The organism is Maribellus sediminis, assembly GCF_011799805.1.
Lineage (GTDB): Bacteria > Bacteroidota > Bacteroidia > Bacteroidales > Prolixibacteraceae > Draconibacterium > Draconibacterium sediminis_A.
The window spans coordinates 194,118-220,510 of sequence record NZ_WXUB01000001.1 but is presented as its reverse complement, the minus strand read 5'-3'; the positions used below and the strand labels follow the sequence as shown (position 1 = coordinate 220,510).

21 protein-coding genes are annotated in these 26,393 nt (G+C 41.2%); 9 read left to right on the top strand and 12 right to left on the bottom strand.

Annotation, left to right across the window (positions count from 1 at the left end):
* Positions 1 to 3: 3 nt before the first annotated feature.
* Positions 4 to 1,056, bottom strand: a complete 1,053-nt coding sequence (locus HFD85_RS00840; protein ID WP_167604711.1) for a BRO1 domain-containing protein — start codon at positions 1,054 to 1,056, stop codon at positions 4 to 6.
* 137 nt (positions 1,057 to 1,193) lie between these two features.
* Positions 1,194 to 1,895, bottom strand: a complete 702-nt coding sequence (locus tag HFD85_RS00835) for a ComF family protein (protein ID WP_167604710.1) — start codon at positions 1,893 to 1,895, stop codon at positions 1,194 to 1,196.
* A 317-nt stretch (positions 1,896 to 2,212) separates the two neighbouring features.
* On the opposite strand from HFD85_RS00835, the gene HFD85_RS00830 reads away from it, so the two are divergent.
* From HFD85_RS00830 to HFD85_RS00820, 3 genes are all read left to right on the top strand, one after another.
* Entirely contained in the window at positions 2,213 to 3,745 is a 1,533-nt protein-coding gene (locus tag HFD85_RS00830; RefSeq protein WP_167604709.1) for an SUMF1/EgtB/PvdO family nonheme iron enzyme, read from the top strand.
* A gap of 39 nt (positions 3,746 to 3,784) precedes the next feature.
* Positions 3,785 to 5,143, top strand: a complete 1,359-nt coding sequence (locus HFD85_RS00825) for a Gfo/Idh/MocA family protein (protein ID WP_206081821.1) — start codon at positions 3,785 to 3,787, stop codon at positions 5,141 to 5,143.
* Between the two features lie 113 nt (positions 5,144 to 5,256).
* Positions 5,257 to 5,850, top strand: coding sequence for a hypothetical protein (locus HFD85_RS00820; RefSeq protein ID WP_167604708.1), 594 nt, complete (start codon positions 5,257 to 5,259; stop codon positions 5,848 to 5,850).
* A gap of 112 nt (positions 5,851 to 5,962) precedes the next feature.
* Here HFD85_RS00820 and HFD85_RS00815 read toward each other — a convergent pair whose 3' ends face one another.
* The 3 genes from HFD85_RS00815 to HFD85_RS00805 are packed head-to-tail and all read right to left on the bottom strand — an operon-like array spanning position 5,963 to position 8,919.
* Positions 5,963 to 6,814, bottom strand: a complete 852-nt coding sequence (locus tag HFD85_RS00815; RefSeq protein WP_167604707.1) for a sulfurtransferase — start codon at positions 6,812 to 6,814, stop codon at positions 5,963 to 5,965.
* 20 nt (positions 6,815 to 6,834) lie between these two features.
* Positions 6,835 to 7,878: a porin gene (locus tag HFD85_RS00810; RefSeq protein WP_167604706.1), complete on the bottom strand. Its 1,044-nt coding sequence runs from the start codon at positions 7,876 to 7,878 to the stop codon at positions 6,835 to 6,837.
* Positions 7,879 to 7,935: 57 nt separating this feature from the next.
* Positions 7,936 to 8,919, bottom strand: coding sequence for a rhodanese-like domain-containing protein (locus tag HFD85_RS00805; RefSeq protein ID WP_167604705.1), 984 nt, complete (start codon positions 8,917 to 8,919; stop codon positions 7,936 to 7,938).
* A gap of 361 nt (positions 8,920 to 9,280) precedes the next feature.
* Between HFD85_RS00805 and HFD85_RS00800 the strand changes: the two genes are divergently transcribed.
* Entirely contained in the window at positions 9,281 to 9,973 is a 693-nt protein-coding gene (locus HFD85_RS00800; RefSeq protein ID WP_167604704.1) for a Crp/Fnr family transcriptional regulator, read from the top strand.
* Here the strand turns inward: HFD85_RS00800 and HFD85_RS00795 are convergent.
* Positions 9,970 to 10,662, bottom strand: a complete 693-nt coding sequence (locus tag HFD85_RS00795; protein WP_167604703.1) for a Crp/Fnr family transcriptional regulator — start codon at positions 10,660 to 10,662, stop codon at positions 9,970 to 9,972. The genes HFD85_RS00800 and HFD85_RS00795 overlap by 4 nt on opposite strands.
* Positions 10,663 to 10,884: 222 nt before the next feature.
* Between HFD85_RS00795 and HFD85_RS00790 the strand changes: the two genes are divergently transcribed.
* A complete protein-coding gene (locus HFD85_RS00790) occupies positions 10,885 to 11,091 on the top strand; it encodes a hypothetical protein (protein WP_167604702.1) in 207 nt (68 codons plus the stop codon).
* An 89-nt stretch (positions 11,092 to 11,180) separates the two neighbouring features.
* On the opposite strand, the gene HFD85_RS00785 is transcribed toward HFD85_RS00790, so the two are convergent.
* On the bottom strand, positions 11,181 to 11,915 hold the full coding sequence (locus tag HFD85_RS00785; protein WP_167604701.1) for an MBL fold metallo-hydrolase: 735 nt from the start codon (positions 11,913 to 11,915) through the stop codon (positions 11,181 to 11,183).
* A 129-nt stretch (positions 11,916 to 12,044) separates the two neighbouring features.
* On the opposite strand from HFD85_RS00785, the gene HFD85_RS00780 reads away from it, so the two are divergent.
* Positions 12,045 to 13,994 carry a glycoside hydrolase family 97 protein gene (locus HFD85_RS00780; protein WP_167604700.1) on the top strand — a complete coding sequence of 650 codons (1,950 nt, stop codon included), beginning with the start codon at positions 12,045 to 12,047 and terminating at the stop codon, positions 13,992 to 13,994.
* A gap of 100 nt (positions 13,995 to 14,094) precedes the next feature.
* On the opposite strand, the gene HFD85_RS00775 is transcribed toward HFD85_RS00780, so the two are convergent.
* The 3 genes from HFD85_RS00775 to HFD85_RS00765 form a co-directional block, all read right to left on the bottom strand.
* Positions 14,095 to 17,910 (bottom strand): M56 family metallopeptidase, encoded by a 3,816-nt coding sequence (locus tag HFD85_RS00775; RefSeq protein WP_167604699.1) that lies wholly within the window; start codon positions 17,908 to 17,910, stop codon positions 14,095 to 14,097.
* The gene (locus HFD85_RS00770) at positions 17,910 to 18,269 is read right to left on the bottom strand and encodes a BlaI/MecI/CopY family transcriptional regulator (protein ID WP_167604698.1); all 360 of its coding nucleotides are present in this window, start codon (positions 18,267 to 18,269) and stop codon (positions 17,910 to 17,912) included. The genes HFD85_RS00775 and HFD85_RS00770 overlap by 1 nt, the downstream gene beginning before the upstream one ends.
* Before the next feature lie 560 nt (positions 18,270 to 18,829).
* Entirely contained in the window at positions 18,830 to 21,307 is a 2,478-nt protein-coding gene (locus HFD85_RS00765; RefSeq protein WP_167604697.1) for a TonB-dependent receptor, read from the bottom strand.
* 258 nt (positions 21,308 to 21,565) lie between these two features.
* On the opposite strand from HFD85_RS00765, the gene HFD85_RS00760 reads away from it, so the two are divergent.
* Both HFD85_RS00760 and HFD85_RS00755 read left to right on the top strand, forming a co-directional pair.
* Positions 21,566 to 21,859, top strand: coding sequence for a CD225/dispanin family protein (locus tag HFD85_RS00760; RefSeq protein WP_167604696.1), 294 nt, complete (start codon positions 21,566 to 21,568; stop codon positions 21,857 to 21,859).
* A 3-nt stretch (positions 21,860 to 21,862) separates the two neighbouring features.
* The gene (locus HFD85_RS00755) at positions 21,863 to 22,261 is read left to right on the top strand and encodes a DUF2752 domain-containing protein (RefSeq protein WP_167604695.1); all 399 of its coding nucleotides are present in this window, start codon (positions 21,863 to 21,865) and stop codon (positions 22,259 to 22,261) included.
* 1 nt (position 22,262) lies between these two features.
* On the opposite strand, the gene HFD85_RS00750 is transcribed toward HFD85_RS00755, so the two are convergent.
* Both HFD85_RS00750 and HFD85_RS00745 read right to left on the bottom strand, forming a co-directional pair.
* Positions 22,263 to 23,765 carry a glycoside hydrolase family 10-like protein gene (locus HFD85_RS00750; protein WP_167604694.1) on the bottom strand — a complete coding sequence of 501 codons (1,503 nt, stop codon included), beginning with the start codon at positions 23,763 to 23,765 and terminating at the stop codon, positions 22,263 to 22,265.
* Positions 23,766 to 24,182: 417 nt separating this feature from the next.
* Complete coding sequence (locus tag HFD85_RS00745; RefSeq protein WP_167604693.1) at positions 24,183 to 24,767, bottom strand: T9SS type A sorting domain-containing protein; 585 nt, start codon at positions 24,765 to 24,767, stop codon at positions 24,183 to 24,185.
* 484 nt (positions 24,768 to 25,251) lie between these two features.
* On the opposite strand from HFD85_RS00745, the gene HFD85_RS00740 reads away from it, so the two are divergent.
* The gene (locus tag HFD85_RS00740) at positions 25,252 to 26,370 is read left to right on the top strand and encodes an acyloxyacyl hydrolase (RefSeq protein ID WP_167604692.1); all 1,119 of its coding nucleotides are present in this window, start codon (positions 25,252 to 25,254) and stop codon (positions 26,368 to 26,370) included.
* The last annotated feature ends 23 nt before the right edge of the window (positions 26,371 to 26,393 follow it).

Below are 26,393 nucleotides of genomic sequence, written 5' to 3'. Positions count from 1 at the left end.
TACTTAACTATTACTTTCTACAGGGTTCATTTCTTTGTCGTAACGAAGGGTTTCAACACGTCGTCCCTCATCGTCGTACTTGTATTCAACAATGGCAACTCCGCTGTTCGGGTTGTTAACTACATTTCCGTCGCCATCTTTCGAAATACTTTTCACCAAAGCTCCGTGCTCGTTGTATTCGTTTTCGGTAACAGGTATTCCTTTACCACCAAGCAATTCATCATCCTGGTCGTAAATCACCATTTTTACAAGGTTTCCGTTTTCATCAACTGTATTGCTTCGTTTTGCCCAGCCCCAGTACAAATTCGATAACTGGCCGGTGGTGCTGTGTACCGAAAACGTTAGCAAATCGCCTTTGTCATTATTTTCGAACAGAAAGTAAGAAACGCCCACATCGCCACAATTCTCGGCTGTGCAATCGTATAAAGTGTCGGCTTCGTAATTTGCCATTCGGGTTACATAACCCTTGTCGTTGTAACTAAAGCGCAACTCGTAAAACGGGCAAAACGGATTCATAATGGTTTCTTCTTTTGCCAGGTTGTAACGTAGTTCGCGAATCATTCCGTTGTCAAGTTTCGACCACACATAATTGTGAATGTTGTTTCTGTTTTCAACCGGGTTTCCATCTTTATCAAGAAAACGCAAGGCAACACGCATTCCCGAATCATCGAGTGTATATTCCTGGGTATAAGTACCACCGCTTTCTATTTGCTCACCATCCTCATTAAAGAATTTTTTAACTTGTTTGTCTCCTTCGTATGTGTAAGTTATTTTAGCAGCACGCAGATTCGAATATCCAAGCAACACGCCGTTACGGTTATATTCCACTGAAGCCAGGGTTCCGTTGTCGTTCCAGGTGAATTTATAATTATTCACTTTTTGAGCTTCGTCAGCCGAAATTTCATGAGAACCGCGTTCCAAATCCCATGGAGTTTCACTAAATAACAACTGCCTGTAATACTTCACGTTTGAGTCTTCATTGCCTGCCGGTTTTTGGTTACAGGCCGTAAAACCAATCACAACCAGCATAATCAATAGTAAATTTTTAATGTTCATTATTCTATACTTTTTTTTGATGATTAAATCGCGTTCATACTGTTGCTTTAACAGATTGAAGCAAGACATTGTTTAGGGATTTTCGGAGAAGTTATGTCAATAAATACAATGCTTTTCTGCCAATGTGAAAATCCGGATCAGAAATCGGCAAAAGCAAGAGTAGCGATACTCACTTTTGTATTCTTTATTTTAAGAATCTCGAAAGCGCAGGCTTCCAATGTTGAGCCCGTGGTTACCACATCGTCAACCAAAAGCAGGTGTTTATTTTCAAATTCTTCGGGCCGGTGGATTCCAAAAATACCTTCCACATTTTGCCAGCGCTCGTAGCGGTTTTTTCGTGTTTGAGTGCTTGTGTAAGTTTTTCTGAACAAATTATCCGCAACAACTTTCTTATCCATCGATGCAGCAATACCTTCTGCTATCCATTTGCATTGATTGTATCCACGCTTCTTCTCTTTTTTAGGATGTAGCGGCACCGGCACAACAAAATCAGCAGCACAAAAAGCAGACGATTCCCGAAGAACGAATCCATATTTTCTTCCTGTTTCATAACCAAGCTCTTTTAAGCCTTTGTATTTTGTAAAATGAATGAGCTGCTGGTACTTACTCCCTTTTCGGTATGAAAAATAAGAAGCTGCATTTTCAATAGTTACGCGGCCCCAGAAAAGTTGAGCGACCTTATTTTCGGGCTCTAAATGAAAATGAGTTACCGGAAGATCGTTCCAGCAATTAAAACACACCAGTTTTTCCTGGGTTATAAGCCGTTCACCGCAGGTAATGCAAAGAGTTGGAAACACAAGTTCCAGAATATCGGTAATGTTTTGGTGCAGGTTAATCATACCGTAATTTACAACAAATTACCGAGACAGACTTAAGGATTAATTAACTTATGCTTAATGCATTAACAAACGTTTAATGCACTCATAATCTTGACATAATCCGTTATAAAAGCAATCAAGCTATCTTGCATATCGAGATATTTCCCTTATCTCTCTTGTATTCCTGTAATTTTAAAACTCTCCCAAGGTTGTCGTATCCGGGCAACCTTTTGGCTTTATTTTTCGAATTTAAATAGTTATAAAACACTAAAATCACTTAAGAAAATTATTAAATTTGAGACCTAAATCATTCATGAACCTAATAAACGACCACGTGTATGCTACGCCGTTTTGTAAAATTTCTACGCGAAAAACTATTACTAGTATTATTTATTGGCTTTGTCATTGGGCTGCTTGCAGCCATTTATTCGAATAAAGCAATTGAAGCCACATCAACTCCTGAATCATGCGAAATGTGCCATGTTCATCCGCACGTTACCGATTCCTGGAAGTTATCCGTTCACTACGATACCCGTGTCGGTATTAAAATTGGCTGTGTTGACTGTCATCTTCCCCCCAAAGGAGAAGGTTATTTAAAAGAAAAAATAAAGGCTTCGGCACGCGATGCCTATGGTTTCTTTTTCAAAGATTCGGCTGATTTTAACTGGGAGGCCAAATCAAGTCTAGACCAGGCACAACACCATGTGTTTAAAGCGTCGTGCGTAAAATGCCATTCAAACCTGTTCCCGATCACGCTTAACCGTAAAGGACAGGATGCTCACTTATACTATACGCAGCACGAAGATGAGTTGCGTTGTATTAACTGTCACCTGAATGTGGGACATTACGATCCGAATGCACTTCACGCCAAAAATGTTGAATTTGGAAGTACCGGAAACGAGAACTTAGAGAAATTTACTGAACCGACTGCAGTAAGTGCACTGGAAGATTTTACTGAGCAGATTCCGGGAACCACCATTTCATTTAATATGAAAGCCATTCCGGGAGGAAGTTTTAAAATAGGAAGCCCTGAAAAAGAACAATATCGCGAAGCTGATGAAGGTCCGCAAAAAACGGTGAATTTGAGTCCGTTCTTTATGGCTGAAATAGAAGTTAGCTGGAATGAATACCTTGCTTTCTACGGAGCCACAGCTGCCGAAGGCCGTTCAACCGATACAGAAGGCTCCCGCTTGCAAGGTGAAGTTGATGCCATTACAGGACCTACGCCACCTTACGGACAACCCGATCAGAACTGGGGTATGGGAGACCGCCCTGCAATAACGATGAGTTATCATTCGGCTGAAACTTACTGCAAGTGGTTATCGCAGGTAACCGGTAAAACCTATCGATTACCCACCGAGGCCGAATGGGAATATGCAGCGCGAGGCGGCACCGAAACACCTTATTTCTTTGAAGGAGATCCAAAAGATTTCGCCGAAAAAGGATTTTTAGGAAATCTTTTCGGTAAGAGCAACGAGCTGATCAACAGCTACGTGATCTATGAAAAAAACAGCGGATTAAAAACAGGTGTACCCGAAGATGTGGAAGCCAATCCGTTTGGTTTGAAAAATATGCTGGGTAACGCCGCCGAATATTGCCTTGACTGGTACGCCGAAGACGCCTACACACAATTAAGCGACGGAGCTACCGATCCTAAGGGACCGGCAATGGGAACTGAAAGAGTTATTCGCGGTGGTACCTTTAAAAGTGCAGCCGGCGAGGTTCGATCAGCCGCACGTGATCACACTCAATCGGAAGCCTGGATGAAAACCGACCCGCAGATTCCTAAAAGTATCTGGTGGTTATCCGACTGCAACTACATGAGTTTTAGAGTAGTTTGCGAATTCGATGAGAAAACAGGGAAAAAATAGGTACATTTAAAATCCTAATTCAACTAAAACATAAACATTATGAGTGAAAGTCAATTTTCAAGAAGAAAATTTTTAGGCGGAGCTGCTGCAATAGGAGCCGCCGGAGCCATTGGATTTGGCCCGTTAACATCGTGTACTTCAGGCGATAGCTCTGCCGGAAGCAGTGCTATTTACGACTGGAAACAAAGAGATTACAACTTCCCGCCATTGCTCGATCAGGTTCCGGAAGGAACAGTATTAAAAGCCGGTGTTATCGGTTGTGGTGGACGTGGAACAGGTGCTGCCAACAACTTTCTCGAGGCTGGCGGATCAACAGTTACCATAACTGCTCTTGGTGATGTTTTTCAAGACCGAATCGACGGTTGCCGCGATAGAATTAAAAAAGAACACGGATTGGAAATTCCGGACGAAAACTGTTTCATTGGTTTCGATGCTTTTGAAAAAGTGATCGATTCGGGTGTAGACATCGTTATTCTTGCCACACCGCCTAAATTTCGCCCAGAACAATTCGAGGCTGCAGTAAAAGCCAGAAAACACGTTTTCATGGAAAAACCTGTGGCAGTAGATACTGCAGGCGTTCGTCAAGTTTTGGCTGCTGCAAAAATGGCTGATAACCTGGGACTGAAAGTAGTTACCGGAACACAACGCCGTCACCAGCATAAATACATAAACGTTTACAAAGAACTCTCGAATAATGCCATTGGCAAGCTTACAACAGCCGAAGTATACTGGAATGGCGGTCAGTTATGGTACCGTAACAGTAATCCGGCCTGGAGCGAAATGGAGTGGATGATCCGTGACTGGGTAAACTGGTGCTGGCTTTCGGGCGACCACATTGTTGAACAACACGTTCACAATATCGATGTAGCCAACTGGTTTTTTGGCAAGCATCCGATAAAAGCCCTGGGATTTGGATCGCGTCAGCGTCGACCCACCGGTGACCAGTACGATAACTTTGCAGTTCGTTTCGATTTGGATGACGGAAGACAAGTTTTAAGTACCTGTCGTCAGATTAATGGCTGTACAAATGCTGTAAACGAGGTAATGCACGGAACCAAAGGTAAAGCCTTTACTTCACAAGGGGGAACATCGAAAATTGTAGATTTGGAGGGTAACGAACTGTTCTCGTACGAAGATCACGAAACCAGTCCATACGTTCAGGAGCACAAAGACCTGATTACCTGTATCCGTCAGAATATTCCTTTCAATGAAGCTGAAGCTACCGCCAATTCGGTTCTTACTGCAATTATGGGTAGGGTATCGGCTTACACAGGTAAAGAAGTTACCTGGGAAGAAATGATGAACTCGGATATGAAACTTGGCCCTGACACCTATATTATGGGTGATGTTGGTTATATAAAAACAGCCACAGTTCCGGTACCGGGATCAGCTGACTAAACAAAAATAATCAGATATAAATTGAACCTTCGGCGATTGCCGAAGGTTTTTTTGGCACCATACTTGTTTAAAACCGATTTGAAAACAATTCAATAACCAAAAAATTCAGAGTCATGAAAAAACTTACAAGCATTTTACTAATCGCAGCAGCAGCCTTAATTCTGGGCGCATGCGAAGGGCCTGTTGGTCCGGTTGGCCCTCCCGGAGAAGATGGTTACAACTTTGTTGGAACTACTTTTGAATTTACCGGTAATTTTACCAATGCAAATGGATATCAACTCCTATTTAATTTTCAGGATAATGGATTCGATCCTTACGAGTCGGATGTGATCTTAACCTATATTTTGTGGAAAAATGAAGATGGTTTGGATTACTGGCGTCCACTTCCGCAAACCACCTATTTTGATTCCGGTGCTATTTTGGTATACAATTTCGATTTTACCGGAGATATCTCTAACGATCGCGTTGTTGATATGTCGGTTTTTCTGGACGGAGATGTTGATTTTTCAACCTTACCAAACGATTATACACTGAATCAAACCTTCAGAGTAGTAGTTGTTCCATCTGATTTCCTAAGTCTGGCAGATGTGGATGAAAATAATTTGAATTCAATATTGAATTCGTCGAATATCCAAATGAAGACATTGGACAAAATTGAGCTGGGATCTGGAATTGATTTAGATACCAGCATACAGATTGAAAAGTAAGAAGTAAATACCACCAAAGCCATCCAATTATCGCGGGTGGCTTTTTTATTGTCAAAATAAAAGCATAAAAAAACGCCCGGTAAATACCGGGCGTTCAGGACATGTGAAAGGCTTAAACTACAGTGTTAGCTGCAGTTGACTGCCATTCTAAATAAGCTCCATCGTATACTTTTACGTTTTCGTATCCAAGTCCTTTTAATGCCAGGTAAATTACGCCGGCACGTACACTGGTCTCGCAGTATACAATAACGGTTTTATCCTTTGTAATACCTTTTGATTTGAACATTGCTGTTAATTCATCGCTCGATTTTAACAGGCCTTTGGCATCCGATAAAGTTTCGTAATTAACATTTACCGCGCTCGGAATATGACCGGGCCGTTCCAATTCGGTTTCGGCTGTTCCCGCATATTCTTCCGGAGTACGCGCATCAACAATAACATAAGAAGCATTATCAACAGCTTTTTTAACCTCATCCATTTTGGCCAGTTGAGTAGCATCAACTTTTGCTGTAAATGTTGTGGCAGCAGCTTTACCCGGAGCACCGGTAATGGGTTTGCGACCGGCTTTCCATGCTTTCATGTTACCATCCAGCATTTTAACATTAGGCGCTCCCAGATACTTTAACATCCAGTACATGCGGCCTGCATATTTTGTCGATCCTTCATCGTAAACTACGATCGTTTTATCAGGCGATATACCATGTTCTCCCAAAATCTTCGCCATTTCCTGCGGCGACTTGATCAGGTTGCGAACAGGCTGATCGGTGCACAATGTTGAATGTGGAAGGCTTATCGATCCGGTAATGTGTACTTTGTAACCATCAGCTGCACCGGCCCAAACCACAACAACGTCGTTATTTTTGTAGATCTTTGCCAGATCTTTTTCTGAAATCAAATCCTGGGCTGAAACTGCTGCAACAAGCAGCATTAAGAATCCAAGTAGAAAAAACTTATTTGTTTTCATTGTATAAATTTTTTGAAGAATTAGAATTTCACCTGTAATTGTACCATTAACATGTCGTTATCAACCTCACCTGCCCACTCAGCCTTGTATTCGTAGTTCACCTGCAGACGAGTCCACTCGTTGAAGAAATAGTTGAAACCAATTGTGGTAACGTGCTCGTAGTTGTTGTATCCGTCAAAATCGATATCGTCATCGTAATTTTCGTATTTAATTACGGGCTGCAGATTCCAGGGTGTATTATAAAGTGCCATGATAGAAAGGCCCTGACGTTTAACGCTACCCTGAACCAATTCAGGATCGCCGCCACAGCCGCCACCAACCAGGTACGAACCTTTGTCTTCGGCCCAGATGTATTCGCCCTGAACCAGGAATCCAAATTTTTCAATCTGGAAATCGGCTCCAAAACGTTTTCTTTCATCAGCATCTTCAACAGTTTCATCGCTGCTTACGGATTTGCCTAAACGGAAACTACCCGCAAACTGAAACCAGTCGATCGGATGAACGATCAAACGTCCAACAAGGTCTTTGTATTTGTCCTTATCGGCAACCAGTAACCCGGTTCCGTTCATATATGCCACCGAATACTGAAACAGAGTGGTATCAGCTCCACCCAGTAACATCAGTCCCATATCGCGGTCGGGAGCAGTAAGTTCGTTCACAAATTTTGATCGATTGATCGTATAGAGCGCATTACACGGAGTACTCAATTCCTGTCCGAAAGGCGATTTGAACGAACCCATACTAACCTTCAGAAAAGGGAAACGCGAGTAAGTAACAAACGCATCGAGCAAATAAGCTTTTGGACCGTCTTTTTTAAACGGACTGGTTTCGAGTAAAACATAGTAACTAAAATCGTATGGGATATTGCCCATTACACCCACTCGTGCACGGTTAAAACCAAAGGATGAAGTGTTATCACCTTCCGTAAACCCGTAATCGTATTGAGTCTGTAAATATCCAAACACATTTACACCGTCTTCCGATGCCGGTTCTGCACATCCCTGGGCATTGGCAGTATAGCCAATAAAAAGAACGGCGGTAATTATAAATAATATCTTTCGCATGATTTTCTTTTTAGATGAATGAAAAATGATTCATAAGTTGATCTCAATTGAGCCAGCTTACTTTACAACAGGATAATCAACTGTTGGCGCAACAAATTTGTGGCTCTCTAATTCAGAATAAATCATGCTGTTTGCTCCGAATTTCAAACTAACAGCGTTAAAGCCCAATACATTCAAATAAGCAGTAATCATTGATGAAGTCTGACCTGTCCAGCAGTAAGTACAAATTTGTTTATCAGGATCTAATAAATCGATTTCACCATTTTGAATTGAAAGCGGATTGATACGGTGTGCTCCGGTAATGTGTCCGTAATGTTCTACATCAGCCAGTGCCCAGTAATTGTTGATCATGTAGCTGGCAGGAGCATCAAGAACAGCTGATGAAGCAACTCCTTTAAAGCCATTTTCAAGTAAGGCTGCAACGCGTTCTTCAAGAATTCCGGCACCGTCGGTCGCAGAAACAAGAAGTTCAGGAGTATCGTGAGATGTATCGGAAGAAACTGCATCACTTGTCCAGTTGGCATTACCAACACCAATTACACCGTTTTCGTTACCAGAGTTGGCTAACCACGGACCGCTAAGTGTTGAAGTCCATCCACTCATTCCCCACATTAAAACCTTGGCATCAGCATATCCGCTTAAGCGAAGTGCAACAACGGCAAGCGAAGCAGTTTGCCCTGTATAACAAACCGCAAGAATAGGTTTTGTTGTACTGGCTGCTTTTTCCAACAAATTACCAAGTGTTACGTTTACCGCACCTTCAATATGTCCGTTGGCATAATCCGTTTCACCACGTAAATCGAAAATATCATACGTAGCAATAAAGGTTGAAACCTCATCGGCACTTGCCGGACGTGCTGTGATCCACGAGCTTAAAACAGCGGGGAGGTCCATGTCATTTTCAACCAAATACGATGTTAATGTTTCATACGGATCTGCTCCATTTTCTGGACAATCGCACTGATCGTCGTACTTACATCCGGTGAAAGAAATCGAAGCCACGAGGGCTAAAAAAAGCGTGTAAAAAATGTACTTTTTCATTTTTAATAGAATTATAGGTTATTGAATAGTTCTGCAGTGAACCGGAAAGGCGATCCCGGTTTTATTAAAAGGGTATTAAAATTTAAGGGGAAGTTCTTTTTCGGCAAGCATATAACTTGCACCAAAAACAATAAAAAAATTGCCTCTCTCATGTCCTGCTTTAAGTAAAATTTGAGTCGCATAACCGACGTTTCAAAAATAGAATGCATGACAATTTGAGACGACAAAAACCGGTTCAAGCGCCTCAAGGTGAATTACCTTCGTACTCATTACTATTTTTGATCTATATCAAGAATATGATTGATGTTATAAAAATTATAAGTGCTAATTGATTATCTTCGTGCCCTTAAGTGAGCTAAAAATGCCAAATTCAAAACTAATTCAAAAGTGCACCGGATGCGCCTGTATGTCTCTTCCATTCAAAGAACTCACTGTTGAGCAATTAATCGAGATAAACCGAAACAGGGCAGAAATTACTTTTAAAAAGGGTGAAACCATTTTTAAACAGGGAGTGATGGCCAGCCATCTGGTTTACCTGAAAACGGGTTTGGTTAAACTGTATCGTGAAAATGGTCATGAAGAAATGATCCTATCCATTGAAGGAAAAGGAAAATTGCTCGGTTTGCAGGCACTTTTTGGTAAAAACCTGTACCCATATTCGGTGCAGGCCTACACCGAAACAAAAGTTTGCTTGCACGACAAAAGCACTATTCAGGATTTTATCAATCAGAACGCAGGTTTCGCAGCAAGTCTGATGAAGCAGCTAAGCGATGAATCATTATTCTGGTACGACCGCACAGCTTGTCTCACACTGAAACAGTTGCACGGACGATTTGCCGACCTTTTATTGTGCCTGAGTCTGCGTATCTATCGACGCAAAAAATTCAAAGTACCCATTTCAAAAAAGGAAATGGCGGCCGTTACCAACATGTCTCAGGAAAGCCTTTCAAGGGTAATAAAAGATTTTGTTGGCGATAAAATTATCGAGATGAAAGGCAGTGAAATATCCATATTGAACTACGAAAAAATACGCCACCTCAGCATGGTAGGCTAGCCTTTCTGTTGTATTTCCTTTAGTTTTTTCTCGTCGAGAATGGTAATGGCATTTTTATCTGCCCGGATTATCCCTTCTTCCTGAAACTCTTTTAACAGGCGTGTTACACTTTCGCGTGAAGTGCCGATTAACGAAGCAAGCTCAACTTTCGTAATGTTCATCTTGAAAGGATTAGAACCATAAACCTGGTTTTTGAAATAAAACAAGGTGTTAGCCAGTCTTCCCGGCACCTGTTGTTGTACGTTATTTACCAAGCGGTCGAAATAATTCATTTCGTCATCGAAAATATAATAGATCACCTCGGTGGCAAATTTGCCGTTCTCTTTTAATAACATTCCAAACAGTTCAATATCGATGAAGCACAGCTCGGTAGTGGTTAACGCAATGGCCGAAGTGTAATATAAACGTGTTTTTTTATTCAAGTTATTGATTCCGAGATAGGCACCTTTCTTGGCAATACTCAGTATATAATCTTTTCCTCCTATTCCTTTTTTACTGAGTTTCACAAAACCTTCGCGAATGTAAACGATATGGTTGGCCGGCATACCTTCCTTGAATATCAGTTCACCTTTCTCAAATACATTTTGAAGACAACCGGTCTCGAGGCGGGCCAGTTCCTTTTCAGTAAGCGAAGACACCACATTTGATTTGATGGTACAGTTCAGGCAAGTTTCTTTTTTATATCCCATCGCCATTATTTTTTGCTTCGGTTAATCTGCAATATGGCAGTTTCTATTGTGATGTTTTACTGATAATGTGTGCAATATATCACACTCTGTCGTTACTTTCCTCAACTTCAAAAATACAAAATATCACCCGAACATTTGCTGATTGCCATATTCTTTTTTGATCTTTTGTTCATTTTGAAATCTATTTTTATACCAGGAAATTATTCATTTAAATACAAGGCTATGAAAAAGATTTTAGTGCTTATTTGCTACAACCTGGGACTTTGGGGAATATTAGGTTTCTTTGCGACACTGCTACTTGGCTTCCTGTCGTGCTGTGCCAATTTATCTGCAAATATTTTTTACGGTTTTCTTATTGCGTTCGCAGCAATCGGTCTCACAGCAACTTCAATTTGCATTTACAGAGGCTGCAACAAAGCAGCAAAATAAACACAACTTAAACTCATGTTTACGGTGAAATAATGAGAAAGTTTGTACCTCACTAACCAGGTATGTTGATCTTAATTTGCCCGGTTTTTTTAATTCAATTTGCGGATACGCACCTCTATTTTATTCTGATATTTTAGGAGGTTTAACAACTCTTTAGTATCGGTATCTCCGAAATGGTAGGGATACAAAACTTTGGGTTGAAACGATTTCGCAGCTTCCGCACACATCTCAGGTGTCATGGTATAGGGTAGGTTCATGGGAAGAAACGCAATGTCGATTGCCTTTAAATCGGCCATTTCAGGAATATTTTCGGTATCGCCGGCCACATATACTTTTTTGTTGCCAAAGCGAATGACATAACCATTTCCTACACCCTTTGGATGAAAAGGCTGCCCTTCGGCACGCACATGCTTGATGTTATAAGCCGGCACCGCTGTTACCTCGATGCCATCAAACATTTTGGTGTTGCCATTCTTCATGACGTCTGTCCCCTTGTATTTTTCGTTGCATTTGGCAGTTAACACAATACTGGTATTGTCCTTTTTAACGGCATCGATAGCTTTCGCATCCAGGTGGTCGCCATGTTCATGGGTAATTAAAATCAAGTCGGCCTTTGGCAGGCTTGCATAATCGGCATAGCCCGAAACCGGGTCAATATGGATGACTTTGTCGTTAAACTTCATCATTAGCGTTCCGTGCCCAATAAAACTGATGGTTAATTCGCCTTTCGAAGTTTGAAATACATCTTTTTCAAATTCGGTTGCCATTAGCTTACTCTGACTAAAAATCATTACAAGAAGCAGTAAAAGTGTCGTATTTTTCATGATCTGTTCGCATTTAAAATCTGAATTTAAGCATAAAAAATAATTTATACCAGCATTGTAAACATATGTGACAGTTCGGCACGGGAATAATTTTGTACTTTCGAAAACTAAATATTAAACCTGATAAAAATGAAACAACTAATCTTTCTGTTTGCTTTGCTGGTACTTGGCTTTAACCTGGCAGCAAAGGATTACACACTCGAGTCTCCTACCGGAAAAATTACAGTAAAAATCGCTGTCGGTGAAAAAATAAGTTATGAGGTTCTGTTGAATGGGAAAGCAATTATTGCTCCTTCAACCATTTCTATGACACTTGATGATGCTACCTCGTGGGGAATCGGCGAAAAGGTAAAAAAAGCGAAAACTGCTTCGGTTTCCCAGGAATTGAAACCGGTGGTGCAGCGCAAATTTGCCACAATAAAAGATGAATACAATCAGCTTACACTTTCGTTTAAAGACCATTCGCTTGAGGTTCGTGCCTACGACAAAGGCGCTGCCTATCGCTGGGTATCGAATAAAAAAGGCGATTATAAAGTAATGAGCGAAGAAGTAAACTTCAACTTTCCGGCCGATCACAATATTTGGTTCCCCGAAGAAGAAAGTTTTATGAGTCACCAGGAACGCGTGTACCTGCGCGACAAACTTTCGAACGTTGGAAGCGATCGTTTTTGTTCTACCGGAATGCTGGTTGATTGCGGAAACAACGTAAAAACCTATATCTCGGAATCGGGATTGCTGGACTATGCCGGTTTGTGGCTGCAGGGGAGCGACGAAAATGCAAATGCTTTGGTCGGTAAATTCCCCGGAGTTGTTTTGGAAGAAGAACTGATCAGAGACCGGGATATGAAACCCACGAAATATGCCGATTATATTGCCGAGTGCAGCGGCCCGCGTAATTTCCCGTGGCGTGTTATGCTGATCACTGAAAATGATGCCGATCTGATTCAATCGGACCTGATCTATCAACTGGCACCGGAACAGCTTATTGAAAACACCGACTGGATTAAACCGGGGAAAGTAGCCTGGGACTGGTGGAATGCCAACAACATTTACGGAGTTGATTTTGAATCGGGAATTAACAATCAAACCTATAAGTATTACATCGACTTTGCTTCGAAATACGGCCTCGATTACATTATTCTGGATGAAGGCTGGTACCACCTTGGCGATGTACTGGATGTGGTTGATGACATTGACATCCGGGAACTTGTTGATTACGGCAAATCCAAAAACGTAGATATCATACTTTGGGTGGTATGGAAAACGCTCGACGATAAACTTATTGAAGCACTCGACCAGTTTAAAGCCTGGGGAGTGAAAGGCATTAAAATCGATTTCATGCAGCGCGACGATCAGTGGATGGTGAACTTCTACGAAAAAATTGCAAAGGAATGTGCCAAACGCGAATTGCTGGTCGATTTTCACGGAGCCTATAAACCGGTTGGTCTCGACAGAGCCTACCCCAACGTAATTTCATACGAAGGAGTAAGAGGGCTGGAGAACAACAAATGGTCGGAACTGCCCGATCCGGAGCACAACCTTACCCTGCCATTTATCCGCATGGTTGCCGGCCCGATGGATTACACACCGGGTGCAATGATCAATAAAACCAAGTTAAATTTCAATCCTGTTTTCACTGAACCGATGAGCATGGGTACCCGCTGTCACCAGTTGGGCTTGTATGTGGTGTTTGAAAGCCCGCTACAGATGCTGGCCGATAATCCATCGAATTACTACCGCGAGCCGGAATGTATGGAATTCCTTTCTGCAGTTCCTTCAACCTGGGACGATACCAAAGTACTGGAAGCCAAAGTAAGCGATTATGTTGCCATTGCACGCCGCTCGGGCGACACCTGGTACGTTGGGGCATTAACCGACTGGGATCCGCGAGAGATGGAACTGAAACTCGATTTCCTGGGCAACGGAACTTATACCATGAAAGTGTGGAAAGATGGCATAAACGCCGACAAACACGCAGCCGATTTTGCACAGGAAACAGTGCAGGTTACTTCAGGTTCTACTGTAAAAGTTAAAATGGCTCCCGGTGGTGGCTGGGTGGCTATTATTAGCAAAAAATAGTCGCAAGCTTCAAGTAATTAGCTTCAAGAAAAAAGGATGGCATCCGTCTGATACGAATCAGAAACGGATGCCATCCTTTTTTTTAGAATCGGGAGTAAATTCATTCTCTTTTTTGCAGTACGAACTTTACGGTAAATACCAAATTCCCTTTGAGTTCAGGAATATCAATTAGCGGAAGCTTGCCGATTACCCGTTTAACTTCCTTTTCAAAAACCTGATCAGCATGCTCCAAACCGTTACCTTCAGGAGAATCACTTTTATAAGCCACTACAACTACTTCACCAACAGCGGTTGCATTTTCGGGTATGTTATCAAGAATTTCCCGCACTGCTCCTCTACTATCAGTTTTCACAGCTACTTTAGCTACTCCCTCCTGATTATTTTCCACAGCTATATACGGATACTTCATATTACGGGCAAAGAATTTACGCAGGTCTAATTCAGTGCTTATTTTGTAATCTTTGGTGTTTATGACAACCACACCGTTTCTACCTTCCTCGTTATACAATTCACTGGCTGTAGCATCTTTTAATATTGTCATCGAGCCAACATTAGCCCCAGTAATCTCACTCATGGATTTATCCGTTTTTTCCCCATTTAAAATAATTAATGGGTCAACCTTTACTTCAACAACTTCATGATCAGTAATCAGATATTTTTTCCCTTCAACAGCAGTAAAGCTCAAATTGGTCCAGAAAGTTCCTTTGTCTCCCTTTAACCGTATTTCCCCATTTTTATTTGTAAGCTCGAACGAAAAATTTTCGTTCTTAACATCATTTGAAGTAATCATTCCGGATGGACCAATTTTTACAAATTGTTCATCAGAGGCAATGAATTCTACACTTCTAAATGTACATCCCACACTACCTTCCATGATAACCCTATCACCATTCAATTCTAAAATCACCTGAAACGATGATAAAAGGTGAGTTGGCTCTGAAGAAAAGACTGACCTCCCAACCGGCTTACCATATTTTAATTCTATATCCGGATTATCAACTGCGTCATTTTTTTCAACTGAATTATCCTCCAGCTTTTCCATTTCTTCACTCTTCATGGGCTTGAGACAAACATCCATTGTGGTTTCATTCGCTACTTTTCTTTCAATGGTCTCAAGACCATTCATCTTAAAGATCAAGGTTTCAATTGGCTTTCCATAGCGAATCTCGTAAAGACCAAAGAAGTCTGTCACAGTTCCAAGTGTTGTGCCTTTAATCAGCACACTTGTTCCCGGCACCGGATCTCCGTTTTCATCTGTCACTTTGCCTGTGACTTTGTATATGGTCTCTTTAACAACACTCTCGGGTGCCGCTTTATTACTAATACTTGCCTGGCTTTTTTCTGATGGAGAAATAGTTTTTTGTTCTGCTCCTTTCGTAGTTATTAGAAATACCCCGTTTTTCCCTTTTTCGCCAAAAAGCGCAGTTGAACTCTGATCTTTCAAAACCGAGAGTGATTCAATATCGGCGGGATTTAGGTAATCGAGAGATGCTTGTATTTTTCCATCCACAACGTATAGCGGTTGATTATCTTCCTGACCGTAGGTGGATATTTTGATTCCATTTGAAGAAGACGGAGTTATGGTAACATCGTCTCCATTTGCAGCTACAACTCCATTAATTCCACCAGATAATGTCCATCCTGCTGATCCGGAAGTTTTATCGGTTTCAAGCCGTACATCTAAATTATCGGCTCCGGCAACCGAAATTTCCCTGGCTTGATAACCCATTGAGGTAAAAATCAATGATTCGTTTTCGTCGTTCAAACCAATTTTATAATTACCATCCGTGTCGGTGACGGTACCAATGCTTTTTCCTTTAATAGTAACTGCTGCGCCGCTAATTGGCTGACCTTGTTTATCGGTCACTTTCCCGCTCACGGAATAAGCGTATTTCATGACCAACTTACCATTCCAGTCAACTTTCTTGTATTCGCGCATAAGGTCCTCACTCAACTCAAATTTTACCGGTACAGTATAATCAGCCTTTACAGGCTGTCCATCTTCCTCTGCAGGTTTCCAGGCAGGTAAACTACTTACCACACGCAAAGCTTCTTTATCCAATGCCGGATCTACTCCTCCCTTAACTTTAGGATTAACAACCTTCCCATTTTCGTCGATTAGAAACGAAACATATACAGTTCCGTTGATTCCGTTAAAAATGGCTATTTGAGGATAATTCAAGTTACTCTGAATGTAATTTCTGAGTGCCGGCTCACCACCCGGGAATTCAGGTTTTTGTTTTTCTGTTAAGGATTCATCATCTCTATTTCCGGGAAAAGAAGACTTAATCGTTGTTATACGAATTTCGCCATATTTATAATCTTCTCCCATGCTATCAGACCACGGTGGCTGATTCGCCTGAATAGAAACGATATCGTCTTCGCTAATCATTAATTTATTGGTTAATCTTTCCCCATCAACAGTAATATAAGGAAGTTCAGCATCGTGCGGGTCGAGAACAACATTACCGTCTTTGTGCATATTGTTCATAAAACGACTAAACTGTTCTGTTCTTGGATCTGGGACGTCATTATCATGAAAGCGTATTTGTTCGTTAATTTTGGTATCGATCTGCTCTCCTTCTGACGATATTACAAAGTTTGAAACACCGGAAGTAGCATCAGCTAATACACCATTATAGCTTTCACCATATTTACCTGTAGCATCCTTCCCGGTAAGAAAAACGACATTCTCAAAACCCTTTTTTCCTTTTTCCGTGAATTCTTGTTTGCTTACTATCTTACCATCAATTGCGTAGAAATATTCGTCGTTTAGCCTTCTCTCGTCTAAATTGATATTTTTCGTTGTATGATACTCAAACTCAGCATCCGATCCGGGAAGATAATCTGAGGTCCTGATGTACAATACATTTATCTGGTCAGTTATGTCTAAAGATGTGGCTATCACATTGTCAACATCTAAGGCATCAATAATAATCTCACTATTTATTCCAACGGAAAAATCAACTGACCGAAGTCTAAGATCATCTTTTGGAATGGCTTTACCATCAACAACAATTTCAATTTGCTTTTCGGGCTGAACAATCTCAGTTTTAACTTCCTTGTTCGACAGTCCCATAACCAAAATGGCCAGTAGCGGGAGCACCACAAGTTGTTTAAGCAGTGCATATTTGTTTTCGGTTTTCTTTTTCATCATAACAATTCGGTTTTTTAGTTGCGAGCCATTCAGTGCCGTAAGAAAAGGCGCCACACTTTGTTTATGTAACAGTTCGAGCATGGCCAGCTGGTAGGCTTGCGGATTATTGGTTTTTACTACTTCGTGGTCGGTCAGATATTCCAGGTTATCCTTTATGGCACTTTTAATGAGCCAGGCAAAGGGATTAAACCATTGCAAAAGGAACAGCAGTTCAGCAAAAAGAATATCGAGGGTGTGTTTTTCGCGCACATGGATCTCTTCGTGCTGCACAATCAAGGGCAGACCGGGATGTTCAAGCGTGTTTTCCGAAATCACAATTTTATTAAAGAACGAAAAAGGATGAACATCTTTTAAAGTTACATTCACCTTAACGTTGAAAAGACAGGTTAAGCGGCTGTTTTTAACAATGTTCAGGGCCCTTACATGACCTAGAATAAGGTACAATACAAATACTGCCATACCGAGTACATACAAAGCGCTTAAATAATGGTACCACTGCAGTTGAAATTCAGGAACCACAGAAACTGCCGTAGATTCGGCGAGGTAAGCATAACCGGTGTATTCAACCGGTCTGGCTTCGATATAACGAATACTTGTGAATGTAATCAGCGGTATCAAAAAACTCAGAGCCAGCGATACCGGCAGGTAAATCCGGTTAAACACAAACTGTTTCCGGTTTTGGAACAGCGCCAGGTAAAGCAAGTAAAATGCCCCGGCCGCAAGCGACGACTTGCCAATATAAATCAGGAAGCTTTCCATTACTTTTTCCCTTTGATGAGTTCAATCAACTCGTTCAATTCGTCTTCCGACAATCCTTTTTCTTTTACAAAAAAGGCCACAGCACTTTTCACCGAGTTGTCGAAATAATCGCTCACCACCTGCGTCATAAACGACTTCCGGTAGTCTTCTTTCGTAAGCAGCGGAAAATACTGGTAGGTATTGCCATACTGTTTGTAGCCGATCACTCCTTTGTCCTGCAAGAGCCTAACCAGCGAAGAAATAGTGTTGTAATGCGGTTTTGGATCGGGATATTCTTCCACAATGTCTTTTACAAAGGCCTTTTTTAGTTGCCAGAGGATTTTCATTAATTCCTCTTCTTTCCGGGTGAGTCGTTTCATGATTCAGACTTTTAGTCGTGAGTATTTAGTATTGAGACTTTTCTTCAAGTTGATCACAAACTTACAACGGATTTTTCAGTTTTGCAACTGTTTTTTCAGTTTGTAAACTGTTTTTTCAGTTATAATTTAGATTCTCATTGCATACATCACTGGTTTTCTGGCATTTAAAAAACACATCAGATTATTATTTTAATTAAGAAAGAGATTGCTCTTGCGAAGTCTCGGGATAGCAATGAATAGAAGCGAGAACACCACCTCCCCCAGCCTCCGTAAACTCCGGCTGCGTACTCCTCCTCACTGGAGGAGAAATTCTTTTTTCAATTCAACTATTGAAATACATACAAATTTTCCGGCACGAACATTTCCCCTACTCCCCGAGGAGGGGTCCGGCTTCAGCCGGGGGGTGGTGTACATAAAAATTTAATTCTGTCATGGATAGTTAAGTAGACTAAGTTTTTCCCCTTCACCCCAAAAACAAAAATGCCATCCATCAAACGATGAACGGCATTTCGTATTTTTGTGGCGTATTTTAATCTGCAATTTCCTTCAGAGAAAAGGGTTTAGAACTCCCCTCCTCCATCCATATCCATTCCGCCGCCTTCGCCGCGGTTACCATTTCTGTCTTCTTTAAAATTGTTGAGTTTGTAGCTCAACGTAAGCATCACTACACGTGGTTCGCGCTCCCATTTGTATGAGCGACTAAAATTTTCGCCGTACGATTCACCTTCATAACTTGCAGTACCGAACGGATCGCGAACACTCACCGTAGCTGTAAGCTTTTTCTTCATAAAATCGTGACGGTACGAGATGTTACTAAAAATCATGGCTTTGCGCTCTCCCTGTGCCGAAACCGATGGGCCGTTATAAAATCCCTGGATCTGCATCCTCGAATTATCCGAGAAACGGAAAGTAGTATTGATCCGTCCGCTCCAGTTGGTGCTGGTACGGTCGATCGATTCGCCCTCCAACGTTCCGGTAATGCGGTAATGATACATGGATGTACTGGCATTTACAATCAGCCATTTCGTGAAATTTACGTTTCCTGTCAATTCAAGTCCGGTGGCATAATCCTTATCAAAATTATCGGTGTAGAGGTAATAAACATCGTCTTCACCCAGCACCGAATAACGGTCGATCTTGTTATTGGTCACGCGGTGAAATGCATCGAGCGATACGTATGAACGCCCGAAACGGCGCATGTAACCCAGCTCGTAAGAATTGGTATATTCCGGTTTCAGGTCGGGATTACCAAAACGAATCGTGTAACGGTTAAAATAATTCGGCGACGGATCGAGGTCCCATCCGCCCGGGCGGTTTATACGGCGGCTAAAACTAGCCATAAATTCGTTGTTCTCGCCAAGCGGGTACGAAATGTGCGCAGTTGGAAACAGATCGAAACGGTTCAATTCAGAAGTTCCGTCGGCGTTGGTATTGTCGATTTTGCGTAATGTGTATTCCCCACGCAAACCGGCCATGTAACTAAAGTTTCCTAATTTATTGCTGAAAGTGGTGTACACCGCGTGAATATCGCGACGAAAATCGGTTAAACTTGAATACTGATCGTTTGGAATCCAGGTATCTGAGGCCTGATCATAGTCTCTGAAATCGAGGCTTTCTTCCTCCTTTTCAATACGGCTCATCATTCCGGCCTCCAGCTTTCCGTCTTTACTGAACGGATACACATAATCAACCTGGAAACGAAAATCGTGTTCGTTTTCACCTTCAACCGTTGAAACCCGTTCGGCGTAAACCGGATTATTAACATCGTATTCATAATCGGCATCCGACCAGATCTCTCCTTCAACTTCTTCGTCGTCGCCTTTGTCGCGCGAGTAAAACGCCATGGCATCGAGTTGGTGGCCTTCGCCATTAAATTTATGCTGAAAACTCATTGTCCCGCTGTAAAAGTCGTTCGAGCGTGTTGAAGTCTCTTCGGAAATCGAGAATTCTTCGGGCCCTCCGTAATTGGTAAAAGCATGGGTTTTTCCACCTCCGGTATTGAAGCGCTCACGGCTTCCGGCGCGTCCCTGAATTCCAAAAGTGGTATTATCAGAAACAAACCAGTCAACCCCTGCTTTAAAGTTGTGTCCCTTACGGTTATCCAACCGGGTACCATCCATATTCAGGTAATCGATACTGTCGCCTGCATACGTTTCCGACCGCGAATAACTTCCACCCTTTCCATTTTCATCCTGAAAATCAGCACCGGCTGTAATGTTGAATTTCTCAGTCCGGTAACTCAAAGTAAAATCGCCGCGGTATTTATCGCGTGTTCCAACCGAAGCGTTTATAATTCCGCTGAGTCCGTTCATCGAATTCTTTTTCATTACCAGGTTAATGATCCCAGTGGTTCCGTCGGGTTCGTATTTTGCCGAAGGATTGGTGATAATCTCGATATTTTCGATTGCCGATGCAGGAATTTGCTGAAGAGCGTCACTTCCGGTAAGTACACTTGGGCGCCCGTCAATCAACACGGTAAAGTTCGATGATCCCCGAAGTGATACATTCCCGTCGATATCAACCTGAACCGAAGGTGTATTTTCCAAAACCTCAACTGCAGTACCACCAGCGGCACTAATAACCTGGCTCACATTCACCACTTTTTTATCGAGTTTGTACTCAACCGCAGCACGATCGGCAACTACATTCACTTCACCAAGCGCAACCGTTGAAACACTCAGGTCTATTTCACCGAGATCTTCGATTTTATTCTCGCGATTAAGTACAATATCATTTATGTAGAGCGGATCGAATCCAATAAAATTGGCTTGTAAATAATAAGCTCCATAAGTAACATCTCCAATTTCGAATTCGCCGTTACTATTGGTAATTCCTCCTGTAATCAGCGTGGAATCTTCGCTATCGTAAATGGCAATGTTAGCGAACTCCATGGGTGTGCTGCTTGCCTTATCAATTATAACGCCCTTTATTTTTCCTTTTCCGTCGTCACTTTCCGGACCTGTTTTTTCAACATTAGCTTTTGATGCCAGGACGGCGGAAAAATTAAAAATAAGAAGCCATAGAACTATTTTCTTCATATACTAAACCTTTGTTTCAATTGTTTTCTTAGCGCTGCAAATATACAATTAAGACGAATTTGTCTTTTAAGGGTTTAATCCGGAAGTTGTTAAAGAGTTGTTAATAGACGAAAAATATCGAAAGTGCGCATATAAAAACCATTAATACGAAAACAGGCAGATTACTGTTAACATAAATCCTAAATGCTTTTATTTTATGAAATGTTACCCTAAATTTGAATACAATCTTTATTCCCTCTTTATTAAAAACAAAAAATTATGACTGAACAAATCACAAAGCCTCAATCGCCGCCTCCAAATTATCTTGTTTTTGCCATACTGGTTACCATTTTCTGTTGCCAGATTTTGGGAATTGTTTCCATTGTTTTTGCTGCCCAGGTAAATTCGAAATGGAATGCAGGCGATTACGAAGGCGCAATTAATGCAAGTAAAAATGCTAAATTATGGGCCTGGATAGGATTTGCCAGTGCATTTGCCATTCTGATTGTTGTGTTCATGCTTTCAGTATTTGGTGTTATTGCCGGCTTATCGCTCGATGCACTCGATTTTTAATACATGAAGAAAATTCTGAACATTATACTGCTACTCCTGATTGTGGGAGTAGCAGTTGTTTTTTTTGTACTCGATCCGAATAAACACGAGATTTTCCCTAAATGCATGTTCCATTCACTCACCGGAGCTTATTGTCCGGGCTGTGGTTCGCAACGGGCTTTACACAGCCTTTTACATTTAGACATTGCCGGTGTTATTAGCTACAATTTCCTGTTTTTACCGGCTGCCCTGCTAATCGTTTATCATTATGCGCATTCTATATTGAACAAGGTATTCAACTGGAAACTGCCCAACCTGTTTTACATGAAATACACGCCCTGGGTGATTTTCACCGTGGTAATAGTATTCTGGATCTTCAGAATCCTTCCCTGGTACCCGTTCTCTGTTCTTGCTCCGGGTTAGCCTACAGCTTAATTTGTACGGGTATACTTATTTTGCTTTCGTTATTCAAACGGTCGAGTACCGATATTCTGACTTCGTATTCCTTTCGCTTTTTGTTAATTCGCTCCAGCTTTATTTCTTTTCCCTTTTGTACAGCGTAAATAAATTTCGCACTTCCGGGATCGAAAGCTTCATCCAGTTCATTCAAATAAATCACATATTGCCAGGCCTTGTCCAACTCCTTGCTTGCCTCTTTAGTATCCCAGGAAAATTTACGTCCGCGTTTTTTGAGTTCCGAAATTGGCTGAGGTGGAGTATTGTCGAGCCAGGGCATTGGCGGGACCAGTGCAGGTTTTCTAAATAAATCGGTTTTCAGACTGTCCTGAAAACCCAGCAAATCGCGGTTAAAGTGTTTGCTGCTGTAAAAGGCTTCGCCATCCATTCCCGGTGTCGACCGTAATAACCTGATCTGGGTTGGAACTTGCGCCGGATCGCGCCATTCAGGTGTTTGCGATTCAGCATCAATGCGGTAAGGAGCCAGACCGATATACATCGAACGTCCGTAGGTATGTTTTTTCCACCAGTTGACCAGCACTTCAAAATCGGCCGCCGGATGACCAATGAACCAATACAATTGCGGCAGGCAATAGTCAATCCAGCCTTCTTTTTGCCATTTGACAATGTCGGCATACAAATGATCGTAGTTGGTTGCACCGGCTGTAGTTTCAGAGCCATTCGGATCGTCAGCAATGTTGCGCCACACGCCAAACGGACTGATCCCGAATTTTACCCAGGGCTTGGTTGCCTTAATCGAATCATTCAGCATTTTGATGGTTATGTCGACATTCTCGCGGCGCCAGTCAGCCAGATGCTCGGGCTTAAAACCTCGGTTATACATGAAAAACGAAGTCGTATCCGGAAATGGTTCTGACAGCGGATAAGGATAAAAATAATCATCCATATGAATGGCATCCAGATCATAGCGTCGAACGATGTCGCTTACAACTTTAGCGATAAAGGTTCTCACTTCCGGAATTCCCGGATCGAAATACAATTTGTTTCCATATTTTAATATCCACTCGGGGTGTTGAAAAGCGATGTGAGTTGCAGCAAGCGGATCCTCAGCATTTTGAGCCACACGATAAGGATTTAGCCAGGCATGCAATTCCATTCCCCGCTTGTGGCATTCTTCAATCCAAAAATTCAACGGATCGTAATAGGGATCGGGTGCTGTTCCCTGACTTCCACTCAGGTAACGCGACCAGGGCTCGAGATGCGAGGCATAAAAAGCATCGGCAGCCGGACGGATCTGCAGAATAATGGCATTCATTCCCAGATCCTTTTGTGTCTCAATAATCTGAATGGCTTCCTTCTTCTGTGTTTCACTGTTTAAACCTGGCTTTGTTGGCCAGTCGATGTTTACCACAGTGGCCACCCAGGTGCCTCTGAATTCGTATTTGGGCTGAGCGTTTAAGGCTGAAAATATCAGTAAAAACAATACCGTTGATAAGAATTGTGCTTTCATAGATCAATTTGTAATATGAATTACAAATTTAATCAATACAACATTTATTTAAAGTAAAGCGCTTAATTTCTGTACCAATTTCTTATCGCAAAAAAAAATCCTATCTTTGACGCATAAGAAAGCGTTAAATAGGTTATAAAGATATTTAAGATTAACCGGGCACGCCTTTCTGGTGTGCTTGTGGTTTATTAGGTTTAGTTGGTTTAGGTTAAAAAGGCTGTCAGTTGGGCAGCCTTTTCTTTTTTAATCCTATTGATAATTACCGGGATAAGTGGAAAAAAAGAAAAACCGATAAAACATATCGGCTCGTAACTTTAGGAAACATAAAGCTGAAATTCCAATTCAAAAAATACAGACAAAAAAAAGCCGAAAATCGATTTGATTTCCGGCCCGTTTAAACCAATAACATTTTCTAATCTATTTTACTATACTATAAGTAAATTCATTATTCGCTGAGCTCAGTACAACATCGTAATTACCTTTTGCCAAAGCTGACAGGTCGTAACCATTTACCATGTTGAAATCTTTTCCTAATCTTGATTTGTAAACCAAACCATTTTCGTCGTAAATGTTTAAAGAATAACTTTCACCATCGAAGTTCAGGAAAGAAAGTTTCAACACATCATCAGCAAATGCGAAGTAAGGATCGAAACGAAGTTTTGACTCGCCTACATAAATTCCTGAAGATGCTACTTCAAACTCTTTCGACAACCTGGTGTCATTAACTTTAAGCGTAAGCGTGTAATTGCCATTTTCCAACTCTTTGAAATCGTAAACTTTCTGATAAGTATTCAATGGCTTGGCGCTTTGCTTGTAATAAACCAAATCACCGTTGTTAGCTACAATGCTCAATTCGAACACGGCAGGTCTGTCGTTTTGGATCGAAACCACCGCTCTGTCCGAACTTAAGGGGACCACATTCATTTTGGGTTTTTCAACCGCGGTTGCAATTGCTACAATTGATACCGCCAATACTGTAGATAAAAATTTAATTGTTTTCATAACCATTCAATTTTAGTGTTTAACATGAATGACGATACAAACATATATGTTTTTCAACATAAATGCTGCACAACATGTGTTTTGTTTTGAAAGATTAAATATAAGCTTAACATAGGATTTGTATATGGGTGATAGAAGAACTCTAATTCGCTTTATATACAGGCTTTTTGTTATTTTTACATTATGTAACATCAAATATCATGCCATTATACGCATCTGTATATTAAATTAATTTTATATACTTTCATCAAAATAACACAGCATCGAACACTAATTCCACCTAAAATACTGTATGTCTGAATATTACAACAGTTTTAATGCTAACCTTCATCTTCCAGACCTTATTTCCGCCTATTTGCACATGCAAAGACACTAAACTCTATTTTTAAGTTCGCGACACAAAAAGACTAAAGGTCATTTTTGCATTAATGTATTTCGAAAACAAAAAAGCTTTAACTTATTGCTGCACATACAGAAGACCTCAATGAGGATTAAAGAATTTATATATAGGCTATTACCACTATCAATCATTGCTTTCTCGACAAACCAGTTTGCTGCTCATGCACAGGAAAGCATCGACATCTCCTATTCCTTTGGTTCAATCCTGGTTCATTCACCTCTAATCGAACCCATTTCAGCCAACCGTGTTGATGGTTTCTCGTTTACATACACCACGAAAAATAAACTGGGAGCACAATGGAAAAGATATTACAACTACCCTAATTATGGATTTACTTATAAGTATAAATCATATAACTATCCCGAAGTTTTGGGTCATGCTCATTCGTTAACCACGTTCATGCAATTCTCATTTTTAAAACAGCGTCGGGTTTTCGATGTGGGATTCAGAGGCAAAATTGGCCTGGCTTATCTGAATAAAATATATGACAAGGATACGAATCCATTAAATACAGCCGTTAGCTCGCATTTGAATATCGCAGCTGAAACACAGTTTTATTCAAAAATACGTTTGCACCCTGTTTTTATTGAATATTCATATGGCCTCAATCATTTCTCTAACGGACTTGTAAAATCCCCAAATCTTGGCATTAACAGCATAAACCATCAATTTTCGATAGGTACACAATTTGAAAAACCCATTGAAAAGTATACGGTGCCAAAAGAACCACGAGAACCTTATAGAACAAATGAATACTGGCTGTATACTGTTTTAGGAACGAAGGAAGTTAACAATTACGATCAGCGCTTTACATTTTTCACACTGTCGCTAAATTATTCGCGGCAAATTAGCATGATCAATAAACTGGGGGTGGGTATGGATTTTATTCGCGACGGTGCTGCAACGCAGTATGCCAGACAAAATTTTAATTACACCGGAACCGATGATCTTAGTTATCGATTTGGCCCTAACCTGCAAACCGAATTTCTGTTTGGCCGAACAAACTTTTTTGCGGCTTATGGATTCTATTTTGGCAATACAGATTATTACAGCTCACGCGCCTACTATAAGGTTGGATCGAAAATATACTTCAACGATTTCTTCGCAATCGTTCTTATCCGCGCCATTCCACTATTCCGGGCTGAAGCTTTGCTATTTGGTGTAGGCTATCGAATAAGTGGAAAAAAGCAAAACGCAGGATAAATTTTTTACAGGAAAAGATTTCG

Coding starts and splice junctions, on each gene's coding strand:
- HFD85_RS00825 (WP_206081821.1), top strand. CDS start 3,785: ATGAGTGAAAGTCAATTTTCAAGAAGAAAATTTTTAGGCGGAGCTGCT.
- HFD85_RS00740 (WP_167604692.1), top strand. CDS start 25,252: ATGAGGATTAAAGAATTTATATATAGGCTATTACCACTATCAATCATT.
- HFD85_RS00775 (WP_167604699.1), bottom strand. CDS start 17,910: ATGGAAAGCTTCCTGATTTATATTGGCAAGTCGTCGCTTGCGGCCGGG.
- HFD85_RS00765 (WP_167604697.1), bottom strand. CDS start 21,307: ATGAAGAAAATAGTTCTATGGCTTCTTATTTTTAATTTTTCCGCCGTC.
- HFD85_RS00755 (WP_167604695.1), top strand. CDS start 21,863: ATGAAGAAAATTCTGAACATTATACTGCTACTCCTGATTGTGGGAGTA.
- HFD85_RS00770 (WP_167604698.1), bottom strand. CDS start 18,269: ATGAAACGACTCACCCGGAAAGAAGAGGAATTAATGAAAATCCTCTGG.
- HFD85_RS00830 (WP_167604709.1), top strand. CDS start 2,213: ATGCTACGCCGTTTTGTAAAATTTCTACGCGAAAAACTATTACTAGTA.
- HFD85_RS00800 (WP_167604704.1), top strand. CDS start 9,281: ATGCCAAATTCAAAACTAATTCAAAAGTGCACCGGATGCGCCTGTATG.
- HFD85_RS00780 (WP_167604700.1), top strand. CDS start 12,045: ATGAAACAACTAATCTTTCTGTTTGCTTTGCTGGTACTTGGCTTTAAC.
- HFD85_RS00785 (WP_167604701.1), bottom strand. CDS start 11,915: ATGAAAAATACGACACTTTTACTGCTTCTTGTAATGATTTTTAGTCAG.
- HFD85_RS00795 (WP_167604703.1), bottom strand. CDS start 10,662: ATGGGATATAAAAAAGAAACTTGCCTGAACTGTACCATCAAATCAAAT.
- HFD85_RS00810 (WP_167604706.1), bottom strand. CDS start 7,878: ATGCGAAAGATATTATTTATAATTACCGCCGTTCTTTTTATTGGCTAT.
- HFD85_RS00840 (WP_167604711.1), bottom strand. CDS start 1,056: ATGAACATTAAAAATTTACTATTGATTATGCTGGTTGTGATTGGTTTT.
- HFD85_RS00805 (WP_167604705.1), bottom strand. CDS start 8,919: ATGAAAAAGTACATTTTTTACACGCTTTTTTTAGCCCTCGTGGCTTCG.
- HFD85_RS00760 (WP_167604696.1), top strand. CDS start 21,566: ATGACTGAACAAATCACAAAGCCTCAATCGCCGCCTCCAAATTATCTT.
- HFD85_RS00750 (WP_167604694.1), bottom strand. CDS start 23,765: ATGAAAGCACAATTCTTATCAACGGTATTGTTTTTACTGATATTTTCA.
- HFD85_RS00835 (WP_167604710.1), bottom strand. CDS start 1,895: ATGATTAACCTGCACCAAAACATTACCGATATTCTGGAACTTGTGTTT.
- HFD85_RS00745 (WP_167604693.1), bottom strand. CDS start 24,767: ATGAAAACAATTAAATTTTTATCTACAGTATTGGCGGTATCAATTGTA.
- HFD85_RS00820 (WP_167604708.1), top strand. CDS start 5,257: ATGAAAAAACTTACAAGCATTTTACTAATCGCAGCAGCAGCCTTAATT.
- HFD85_RS00790 (WP_167604702.1), top strand. CDS start 10,885: ATGAAAAAGATTTTAGTGCTTATTTGCTACAACCTGGGACTTTGGGGA.
- HFD85_RS00815 (WP_167604707.1), bottom strand. CDS start 6,814: ATGAAAACAAATAAGTTTTTTCTACTTGGATTCTTAATGCTGCTTGTT.